This is a genomic window from Geobacter sp., from assembly GCF_030834625.1.
Classification (GTDB): Bacteria; Desulfobacterota; Desulfuromonadia; order Geobacterales; family Geobacteraceae; genus Geobacter.
The window spans coordinates 1-9,514 of the sequence record NZ_JAUQXO010000061.1; the positions used below are offsets into that span (position 1 = coordinate 1).

Below are 9,514 nucleotides of genomic sequence, written 5' to 3' on the forward strand. Positions count from 1 at the left end.
AATACATCGAGATATTCTACAACCGCCAACGACGCCACTCGCGCCTTGGCTATCTGGCCCCGGCCGTGTTTGCCCTGAACTTCTGCACAAACACGGCCGCCGCTTGAGTTGGGAGTGTCTACTATTGACAGGACACCTCACAACCACGATGCCTGGTCCGGGCGGATCAAGCATCTTGTGAACGAAATCCTGGAAGTGGAGCGCCGCCTTACTTCCTCAATACTCACGAAGTCACCATGCAACTTCACGGTGCATCATCTGGATTATACCCGCAACCCCGAGGCCAGCGAACACCACATGAAGGGAGAGTATCGTTTCCTGGAGCAGGGTTATGTGGATATCCCATCGCAGGTTGAGGCACAGGATGTAACGGTGGAGTTTGAGCGGGCAGTGAGTGGTGAACACTTCAAATTCACAAGCCGAGTTGAATACAAGACCTTCGGTATTGAGGACGTGGCGGAGCGGATGTTTCGCGCGCTTGCAGCTATCGATACCGAGAGCTCAGCGGAGGAGGATCCGGAAAACTGGACAAACTACGCGAAGAAATTCCCGCTGGAGAAATGCGAGGCTATTGTGCGGGAATCCCTGAAACGTGCCGGAATAAAGGGCGACCGCATCACGGATGACAACCGTCAAAAGTTTCTGCAAGCGCTCGGCCCGCTACGGCGCAAGAGTGCCAAACGGGTAGTCTACAAACTTTCTCCAACGGCGTTGGTCGTGAAGAGCACTGCCGAGCGACAGGCGGAGAGCTGCAGTGCGGCGGAACTACGCCGCGGCAGCAAGACGGTATTTTTCCCTCCGGACTGCGAAGCCACATTGCTGGACGAACAACAGGAATTCTTCAGGGAAGTCGCTGATGAAGATGGCGACTTTTCTGCCGGGCGCGCGGCCGTGGCAAATGCTGCCGATTTCAAGACGCCAACCAACCTTGTCATTGCTGATGCCACTCCGGAGCGGAAGTTCATTCGCGAGCTGACGAAACGCGCCAACTCCTTGAAGCTGGATTCCTGGCTCAAAAACACTCATGTTGGCTTTTACGCTGTAGAGTACGCCTGGAAGAAGGGCAATACCCCAAAGCGAGGCGACTTCAGCCCCGATCTTTTCATAAAGCAGGGAGACCGAATTTTCGTTGTGGAGATCAAGGGAGACGAGGAGATTGCCGATCCTGTGGTTGAGAACGTGAAGAAGCACGAGTTTGCACGTCAGCATTTCGAGCGGTTGAATGAGTGGCTGAAAGGTAGCGGCATTGCAACGCGCTACCAGTTCAACATGGTCACGCCGAAGGACTACAACATGTTTTTCACCAAGCTCCGCGAATGCGAGTTAGCAGGGTTCCGTTCGCAGCTCGACGTGGCCGTGATGAAGGCTGGAAGAACGGCCGAATGATTGTTGTTCGAACGGGGCGAAAGGAGCATTTTCCCCCCATCTGGCCACGCTATCTGGATGCGATTACCACCGGAACGTTTTGTTGGGGCCAACAAAACGTCAAATTAGGTTTGATACGGAATTGAAAGGGCTTGTGGAAATATTTCCCAAAATGGGAATGTTTCTTGTTGATATTTGACCGGGAACTGATATACAAAAAATGAGAGTTGTCGCCAAAAGAACCCTGCGCGAGTTTTGGGAGAGATTTCCTGACGCCGAGGATGCCCTGAAGACCTGGTACGCCGAGGCTGAAGCTGCTGCATGGCAAAATCCGGCGGAGATTAAATCCCAGTACCGCAGCGCCAGCATACTCAAGGACAGCCGGGTTGTCTTCAACATCTGCGGCAACAAGTACCGGCTGGTGGTGAAGATCAGCTACAAGAATGCGGTTGTTCTGATCCGGTTCATTGGTACACATAGGGAATACGACGCGACAGACGTTGAGGTGGTGTGATGATCCCCAAGGTCATAAAGAACGAAACTGACTACGAAGCAGCTCTGGCCCGCATCGACGAGCTGATGGACGCCGATCCGGGCACCCCCGAGGGGGACGAGCTGGAGCTGCTGGTTACCCTGGTGGAGCTGTACGAGAAGATGGCCCATCCCATCGATCTGCCCGATCCGGTGGAAGCCATTAAGTTCCGGATGGAGCAGATAGGGCTGAAGCAGAAGGATTTGGTCCCCTTTATCGGCAGTCGGAGCAAAGTTTCCGAGGTGTTGTCAGGCCAGCGCCCTCTGAGCATCAGCATGATCCGCAAGCTTCACGAAGGGTTGGGAATACCTGCGGCGGTGCTCCTTAGGGAGCCGGGTGCCCAAATTGCACGGGCACCCGAAGGGTTTGAATGGGAGCGCTTCCCTCTGGCGGAGATGCTCAAGAGAAACTGGCTACCTGATTTCCAGGGGACCCCTGCCGAAGCAAAGAAACAGGTTGGTGATTTGCTTGGCGCGTGGGCTGCACGCCTCGGCTTCGATGCTTTACAGCCTGTTCTCTTGCGCCAGCATGTACGCTCGGGAAGTGAAGCCGACGGTTATGCGCTGACTGCGTGGCGGATTCGGGTCTCACTGTTGGCATTGGAGCAAAGGGTGCCAAAGTATCAGCCGGGCACCGTTACTCAAGACTTTGTCCGTGACCTTGTTCGTCTGAGTTATCTGGATGAAGGACCTCTTCTTGCGCGGGAATTCCTTGTGAAGAATGGTATCCACTTTGTTGTGGAAACGCACCTCCCCCATACCCATCTGGACGGTGCCGCCATCATGCTGCTGGATGGTTCACCGCTTGTTGCTTTGACCTTGCGTCATGATCGACTGGATAACTTCTGGTTCACGCTCTGCCACGAACTGGCGCATATTGCACTCCATTTCGATGGAGAGGCTACGGCCTTCTTCGACGACCTTGACCAGGCAGGCATTGATACCCATGAAGTCGATGCAGACCGTTGGGCTACCGAAGCACTGATTCCTTCTGAGGCGTGGCATGCCGCCGATATGGGACGCAAACCTTCGGCTCGCAATGTTCTCTCATTCGCGACCAGCCTCAGAATAAATCCAGCGATCCCTGCCGGTCGCGTCCGAAAAGAGACACGGAATTACAAGGTGTTCAAAGACTTGGTCGGGTATAACAAGGTTCGCAAGCTCTTCACATAAGCAATTGACGTTATTAAAGTCACCCTGAATAGCCATGCCCCACCGTCTCCACATCGAACAGTTCGGCCCGGTCCACGCCCTCCCCGTCCTCCACTACCGGATGGAGTTCGCCCACCTTGTGCGCGAGGCGGTGCATCGGGTGAAGCCCGACTGCATCGCCCTGGAGCTGCCGCCGACCCTGGAGGCCCCCTTCCAGCGGGGGGTGGCCCGCCTGCCGGAGATATCCGTGCTCCGTTACGGCACAAAAGCGAAGAAGGGGGAGGAGACGGTCTATCTCCTCGTGGAGCCGGCGGACCCCCTGGTGGAGGGGGCGCGGCTCGGCCGGGAGATGGGCATCCCCGTGGAGATGGTCGACGTGGATACCGACTCCTATCCCCTCCACCACGAGCCCCTGCCTGACCCCTACGCCATTCACCGGATCGGTCTCACTCCCTACTACGAGGAGTACCGGAAGGCGTGCGCGGAATTCCCCCATGGCCACGAGGACCGGCGGCGGGAGCAGGGGATGGCCTTTCGGCTCCAGCAGCTGGCCCGGGAGCACGGCCGCATCCTCTTCATCTGCGGGATGTTCCACCTGGCGCGGGTTAAGGAGGAGTTCGGCCGGCCCCAGGCGGCTCCCCTGGAGCGGGTCAGGCGCGAGGGGGTTGCCCTCTTCAACCTCCATCCCGATTCGGTCCGGGAGATCCTGGGTGAGTTTCCCTTCCTCTCGGCGGTGTACGAGCTGCGCCGGAGCCCCCTTCCCCCGGAGCCCGCCGACGGCGGGGCCACGCTCCGCAAGCGCTTCAGCGCCCTGGAGCTCATCGCGGGGGGGAAGCGGGATATCCCCGAGGAGGAGCTCCTGCGCCACGCCATCGACCGGAGCGCCCGCCACACGGGGCGGGAGGGGGAGTTTCCCGACCGGCAGCGGATCATATTTCACCTCTTCCAGGAGGCGGCCCGTCACTACCGGCAGGAGACCGGCGAGCCGATCCACCTCTGGCAGAAGCGGGCCTTTTTCCGCTTTGCCCGCAACTACGCCCTCACCGGCGGGATGCTCCTCCCCGATCTGTTCCAGCTCCTGGCCGCGGCCCGGGGGTGCATCGACGACAATTTCGCCTATGCCTTCTGGCGTCTGGCCACCTGCTACCACTGGCAGCGGAGTGAGGCCGACCTCCCTACCCTCGCCATTTCCCCCGAGGAGATCTGGGGGGGGAGCCGCCGGATCCGCTTCCGTCCCCGGCAGAAGCGGCAGAAGGGGCTGTCACACCTGGGATTCCTGAAGCGGAAGAAGGAAAAGCGCCCCGGCGAGTGGCTGGAGGGGTTCGACAACCCCTCCATCTGCTCCTACCCCCCGGAGGATGTGGTGATCGAGGATTACGGACGGTTCCTGAAGAAGAAGGGGGCCCTGCAGCTCTCCGAGGAGCTCTCCCGCACCGAGCCCTTCACCGCCTCGCTCCTGGACGGGATCGACATGCGGGAGACTCTCCGCAATCTGGCCGACGGCCGGATCTATGTGCGGGAGAGCCAGCGGGCCAAGGGGGGCGTCGGCGGGGTGGTGTTGATCTTCGACGAGGACCGGGATAACCGGAAGTTCCCCTACCGGATGACCTGGCTTGGGGAGCACGACCAGGAGTCGGACATGGCCTTCTACGCCACCTCCCCGGCCGACAACATCGTGGGTCCCGGCATCTGCCGCTGCGAGTACGGCGGCTTCCTCCTCTCCTACCCCCCCCGCCGCATGATGGATGTCTGGCGGGACCCTGACTACGCCTTCGCCCGCACCAAGGCCGAGGTGCTCCTCCTGGCGGCCCTGGACTACTCCCCCGAAAAGCATGTGGTGTACGTGGCGGCCCGCCCCCCCCGGAGCCTCTTTCGCCAGATGGCGGCCCGGATGGGGAAGAAAATCGTCTATATTCCCCTGGGATCCCTGTCTCCGGTGAAGCTCAAGGGGCTGCGGGTCCTCCACATCCTCCACGGCCACGACAAGAGAGCGACTGCCCGGGAGTACATCTGGTAGTCCGTTAAGGTCTTGCTACCCGCCGAGCTCCGGGTATACTGGGTGGGTAACGCAACGCCGGAGGCCCCATGTCCTGGTTCGCCAATCTGAAGATCACCACCAAATTCAATATCATACTGTCGCTCCTCCTGCTTTTCGTCTTCCTGGCGGCCGCTTTCTTCGTCTACCACCGGGAGCGGTCCCTCATCGACCGGATCGCCGTGGACAATGCCCGAAGTATTGCCCGGCAGATTATCGAGACCCGTGAGTACATCTCCAGCGTGGTGAAGGGGGAGCCCAACGAGAACTACAACCTCGTCCCCCAGGTGGTGGCCACCAACGTGGCCAAGCGGCTGACCAAGGGGAGCAACTACTACGTGCGGCAGGTTTCGCTCCGCTACCGCAACCCCGAGAACCGCCCCGACCGGTTCGAGGCCGAGATGCTCGGGCTCTTCGCGTCGAAGAAGATCGCGGAGACCTACCGGATCGTCCAGACCGGAAATGAGCAGACCTTCCGCTACATGCTCCCGATGGTGGCGGAAAAGAGCTGCCTCGAATGCCACGGCCGCTTCGAGGAGGCGCCTCCCTTTGTTCAGGCCCGTTTCCCCAAAGGGCACTACTCTTACGACTACCGGGTTGGTGAGGTGATCGGCGCCGTGTCGGTCTCGATCCCCCTGGCCGACCTCTACCGTCAGGCCGGGACCAACTTCAGGAACGATCTTGCCTACCGGGGGCTCACCTTCTGCCTCATCATCCTCGTGATGGGACTACTCGTCCGCCGCGCCATCATCGACCCGATCCGGCAGGTTTCCTCCTCCATCTCCCACGTCACCGCCACCGGCAGCTTCGGCGACCGGATTCCCCAGCGCTCCCGGGACGAGATCGGCGAACTCATCGCAGCCTTCAACGGCATGATGGAGGAACTGGACCTCAAGACCCGGCAGCGTACAGAGTCCGAAGACCGCTACCGCAACGTCCTTGAAATGGCCCAGTCGGCCATCGTCACCTTCCTGGCCGACGGCAAGCTCATCATCACCAACCGTAGGGCCGAGGAGATCTTCGGGCTTCCCAAGGGGGAGCTCCTGGGGGCATCGATCTACACCTTCCTGGCTGACGGTGACGGGGTGCGGGACGGCATCATGGCATATCTGCGCGACGGGACGGGGGGATTGGTGGGGGAGACGACTCCCCGGAAAATACGGGACATCAGGGGGGGGATAACCGAGGTGGAGATGGCCCTCTCCGTGTCGAGCTCGGACCATAACCCCCTCTTTACGGCAATTTTGAGGGAACATGTACGGCGTTAGACGCACTGAAAAAGTTACGAAAAAAAGAGGGGGGAAGCGCGTGGTGCGTTTCCCCCCTCTTTTTTCATCCCTCCACCATGCCGTTGGCTTGTAAGGGCCTCACAGCGAGTTCCTTACAGGTGGCAGGCTCTGTGCCGCTTCAGGCAAATCCCACATTAATGGGGCAGCACACCACGGCCTTAAGAGCCCCCGTTTTACGTAAATGTTCCGCTGGGGCATATCAGCCTGACGAGCATGGTAGAGAGAATTCTAATATTTGAGGTTAGTGTAGCGCCCTCTCCCGGAGAAATCAAGAGGCTTTTTCTCCCCCGACGCCGAACCCGAGGAATGCGTTCAGGTGACGGATTTCCTCCATGAGCACGTCGAAACCGTGGAAGGTGAGGGACTGGGGACCGTCGGAGAGGGCCTTGTCCGGCTCCGGGTGAACTTCGATCAGCACACCGTGGGCTCCCGCCACCAGCGCCGCCTTGGCCATGGGGGCAACGAGGCTCCGCTTTCCCGTGGCGTGGGAGGGGTCGACCATGATCGGCAGGTGGGTCATCTCCCGGATGAGGGGGACCACCGCCAGGTCGAGGGTGTTGCGTGTAGCGGTCTCGAAGGTCCTGATCCCCCGCTCGCAGAGGATCACATGGGGGTTCCCCTCGGCCAGGATGTACTCGGCGGCGGCCAGAAACTCCTCCAAAGTGGCGCTCATTCCACGCTTGAGAAGAATCGGCTTGCGAATGCGCCCCACTTCCTTGAGGAGTTCGAAGTTCTGCATGTTGCGGGCACCCACCTGGAGGAGGTCGGCATATTCCGCCACGAGACCAACCGTGTCGGGGCTCATGACCTCGGTGACAATGGGGAGCCCGGTCTCCTCCCGGGCCTTGGCCAGGAGCTTCAGCCCCTCTTCCCGCATCCCCTGAAAGGTATGGGGACCGGTGCGGGGTTTGAAGGCACCCCCCCGGAGGAGATCCGCCCCGGCCTTCTTCACGGCCCGGGCGGTCTTCAGGATCTGCTCCTCCCCTTCAACCGCACAGGGGCCGGCCACCACCACCGGCCGCTTCCCCTCACCGATTGGGACCCCGCAGACCTTCACGATGGTGTTGCGGGGATGGAAGTCACGAGAGACGAGCTTGTAGGGCTTGGAGACGTGGATCACCTCCTGCACGCCGGGGAGGTCCCGGATCGTGGTGTCGTCCACGTACCCCTTGTTGCCGAGGACGCCGATGGCGGTCCGCTCGCTTCCCGGGATCGGCGCCGCCGTGAGACCCATGGTTTCCACCGCCTTCACAACCGCCTCTATCTGCTTCGGACCAGCCTTATGGTTCATGACGATCAGCACGTGCCCCTCCCTGTCCAAGATTGCAGTCGTCTCATCGGGGGAACGATACCAGAGGGGGGGGCGAGGGTCAATCATGAAGGCTTCCTGCGGGATCGTTTGTGCCGCGACACCTGCCGCCTTGCAATTTCGCGGGCAATCGGTAGAATGGACTCCCAACCGTAAAACAGGCGGCGAAGACGATACATGACGTGCGGCAACCTGAAGGGGCATCGGGAGGAACCATGAAGCTCAAGGATGTGCAGATCGCTCGACTCGCGGAGCAGGTGCTGGAGCGGCTCACCGCGGCGGGGCTCGTCACCCTTAAGGCCGAGCGGGGGGTGGTGCTCGACCGGATCAAGGGGACCATCGCCGCCGACTCCAGGGGGGAAGAGGATCTGGAGCGGGAGGCCGAGCGCCTCCTGGAGCAGACACTGCGCTCCATGGGGGGGGGCGTCGGTATCGATCGGCACAAGATGCTGAGAATGATCAAAGAGCGACTGGCCAAGGAGAAGGGGATCGTCATCTGACCCTCGGCTGGTCGGCACGGAGCACGAAAACCATGAGCATTTCAGAAGACCGCGTATCCCATCTGGCCCACCGGATCTACGACCGGCTCTGGAAGGACGACCTTGTCGACTTTCCCGATGAGCGGCGCTCCCTCCAGTGCATCAAGGAGGCGATCTCCTCCTTCTTCGCGGTGACCGGCGAGGTGGACGCCGCCGTCCGGAAAAAGCTCGCCTCCTACGCCCAGGCAAAGGTGCCGGGGAGCCGGGAGTACGAGGTTCTCTACCAGAAGTTTTACCAGGAAGAGATGGCCAGGAGAAAATGGTGACGTTCGGTAGCGTCATTTACCGGAGGATGGCTCTCTCTGTACTGTTGACGCTCCTCTTCACGTTCATGGTGGCCGGCTGCGGGCCGAAGCCCCAGGTCACCGTCTCTCCCTCCTTCCGCCCCGCCGCCGAGGTGGAGACCGCCTACGTGGTTCCCTTTGCCGCGGCCCTGGTCCCCGAGGAGTTCTCCGCCACGGTCTTCAACGATTTTGTGGACCAGCTCAATGGGCGACGACGAGAGACGGGGGTGCGCTCCTTCGCCATCCTCAAGGACGAGGTAAAGGATGTGGACCCCGCGTGGCTCTCCCGGCAATTCTATATTTCCGGGGACATCTGGAGCTATGTGGAGGATTCGGGCTGCTGCTCCACCAACATCCGGGTCAAGGCCCGGGTTTACATCCATGAGCCCGGGAAGAACATCCCCTCAGTGGAGATCTTCGTGCCGTTGGAGAGCTTCTTCGATCACGACCGTTCCACCGTCGACCGGGAGAGGGACCGCCTCGCCCGGGCCCTTGCCCGCGATCTATCCCTGAAAGTCCTTGAGGCCATCGCGCCTTCACGCTCTCCCTCATCGTCATCCCCCTGAATTTTTTTTTGCGAATCACCTTGATTTTTATCCGGGGGGTGACTATAGTTACTCCGTGTTAGCACTCAGCAGTATCGAGTGCTAATTTTTTTCAGTGAAATCTCGTGAGCATACTCATGGAAGAAAGGAGAAGCAGCAGATGAAACTCAGACCGTTGCAGGACCGCATCCTCGTAAAAAGAATTGAGGAGGAGCAAGTTACCGCAGGAGGGATCTTCATCCCCGACACCGCCAAGGAGAAGCCCATGGAGGCCGAGGTGGTGGCCGTCGGCGAAGGCAAGATCAACGAGAACGGGACCCGCAACCCCATGTCCGTGAAGGCCGGCCAGAAGGTGCTGATCGGCAAGTACAGCGGCACGGAAGTGAAGATCGACGGCGTGGACCACGTCATCGTCCGCGAGGACGAGATCCTGGCGATCGTCGGCTAAGGAAACTCACCACGAAG

General features: G+C 60.3%; 10 protein-coding genes and 1 other RNA gene. 9 read left to right on the top strand and 2 right to left on the bottom strand.

Features of this window, described 5'->3' with window-relative positions; translation table 11 throughout:
- Positions 1–177: 177 nt before the first annotated feature.
- The 5 genes from RCH91_RS14325 to RCH91_RS14345 all read left to right on the top strand — a co-directional run bounded on the left by RCH91_RS14325 (position 178) and on the right by RCH91_RS14345 (position 6,351).
- A complete protein-coding gene (locus tag RCH91_RS14325) occupies positions 178–1,386 on the top strand; it encodes a hypothetical protein (protein ID WP_306535651.1) in 1,209 nt (402 codons plus the stop codon).
- A gap of 199 nt (positions 1,387–1,585) precedes the next feature.
- On the top strand, positions 1,586–1,879 hold the full coding sequence (locus RCH91_RS14330) for a type II toxin-antitoxin system HigB family toxin (RefSeq protein ID WP_306535652.1): 294 nt from the start codon (positions 1,586–1,588) through the stop codon (positions 1,877–1,879).
- The gene (locus RCH91_RS14335) at positions 1,879–3,069 is read left to right on the top strand and encodes an ImmA/IrrE family metallo-endopeptidase (protein ID WP_306535653.1); all 1,191 of its coding nucleotides are present in this window, start codon (positions 1,879–1,881) and stop codon (positions 3,067–3,069) included. The genes RCH91_RS14330 and RCH91_RS14335 overlap by 1 nt, the downstream gene beginning before the upstream one ends.
- Positions 3,070–3,103: 34 nt before the next feature.
- Positions 3,104–5,065, top strand: coding sequence for a hypothetical protein (locus RCH91_RS14340; protein WP_306535654.1), 1,962 nt, complete (start codon positions 3,104–3,106; stop codon positions 5,063–5,065).
- 68 nt (positions 5,066–5,133) lie between these two features.
- The gene (locus RCH91_RS14345) at positions 5,134–6,351 is read left to right on the top strand and encodes a DUF3365 domain-containing protein (RefSeq protein WP_306535655.1); all 1,218 of its coding nucleotides are present in this window, start codon (positions 5,134–5,136) and stop codon (positions 6,349–6,351) included.
- Positions 6,352–6,416: 65 nt separating this feature from the next.
- On the opposite strand, the gene ssrS is transcribed toward RCH91_RS14345, so the two are convergent.
- Both ssrS and aroF read right to left on the bottom strand, forming a co-directional pair.
- A non-coding RNA gene (gene ssrS / locus RCH91_RS14350) (6S RNA) lies at positions 6,417–6,598 on the bottom strand.
- 42 nt (positions 6,599–6,640) lie between these two features.
- Positions 6,641–7,675, bottom strand: coding sequence for a 3-deoxy-7-phosphoheptulonate synthase (gene aroF / locus RCH91_RS14355; RefSeq protein WP_306535660.1), 1,035 nt, complete (start codon positions 7,673–7,675; stop codon positions 6,641–6,643).
- 221 nt (positions 7,676–7,896) lie between these two features.
- Between aroF and RCH91_RS14360 the strand changes: the two genes are divergently transcribed.
- The 4 genes from RCH91_RS14360 (at position 7,897) to groES (ending at position 9,497) form a co-directional block, all read left to right on the top strand.
- The gene (locus RCH91_RS14360; protein ID WP_306535656.1) at positions 7,897–8,181 is read left to right on the top strand and encodes a DUF507 family protein; all 285 of its coding nucleotides are present in this window, start codon (positions 7,897–7,899) and stop codon (positions 8,179–8,181) included.
- A gap of 32 nt (positions 8,182–8,213) precedes the next feature.
- Complete coding sequence (locus RCH91_RS14365; RefSeq protein WP_306535657.1) at positions 8,214–8,486, top strand: DUF507 family protein; 273 nt, start codon at positions 8,214–8,216, stop codon at positions 8,484–8,486.
- The gene (locus tag RCH91_RS14370) at positions 8,480–9,070 is read left to right on the top strand and encodes a hypothetical protein (RefSeq protein WP_306535658.1); all 591 of its coding nucleotides are present in this window, start codon (positions 8,480–8,482) and stop codon (positions 9,068–9,070) included. Before RCH91_RS14365 ends, RCH91_RS14370 begins: the two co-directional genes overlap by 7 nt.
- A gap of 139 nt (positions 9,071–9,209) precedes the next feature.
- On the top strand, positions 9,210–9,497 hold the full coding sequence (gene groES / locus RCH91_RS14375) for a co-chaperone GroES (protein WP_306535659.1): 288 nt from the start codon (positions 9,210–9,212) through the stop codon (positions 9,495–9,497).
- Positions 9,498–9,514 lie beyond the last annotated feature (17 nt).

Coding starts and splice junctions, on each gene's coding strand:
- RCH91_RS14330 (WP_306535652.1), top strand. CDS start 1,586: ATGAGAGTTGTCGCCAAAAGAACCCTGCGCGAGTTTTGGGAGAGATTT.
- RCH91_RS14335 (WP_306535653.1), top strand. CDS start 1,879: ATGATCCCCAAGGTCATAAAGAACGAAACTGACTACGAAGCAGCTCTG.
- RCH91_RS14340 (WP_306535654.1), top strand. CDS start 3,104: ATGCCCCACCGTCTCCACATCGAACAGTTCGGCCCGGTCCACGCCCTC.
- RCH91_RS14345 (WP_306535655.1), top strand. CDS start 5,134: ATGTCCTGGTTCGCCAATCTGAAGATCACCACCAAATTCAATATCATA.
- RCH91_RS14360 (WP_306535656.1), top strand. CDS start 7,897: ATGAAGCTCAAGGATGTGCAGATCGCTCGACTCGCGGAGCAGGTGCTG.
- RCH91_RS14365 (WP_306535657.1), top strand. CDS start 8,214: ATGAGCATTTCAGAAGACCGCGTATCCCATCTGGCCCACCGGATCTAC.
- RCH91_RS14370 (WP_306535658.1), top strand. CDS start 8,480: ATGGTGACGTTCGGTAGCGTCATTTACCGGAGGATGGCTCTCTCTGTA.
- groES (WP_306535659.1), top strand. CDS start 9,210: ATGAAACTCAGACCGTTGCAGGACCGCATCCTCGTAAAAAGAATTGAG.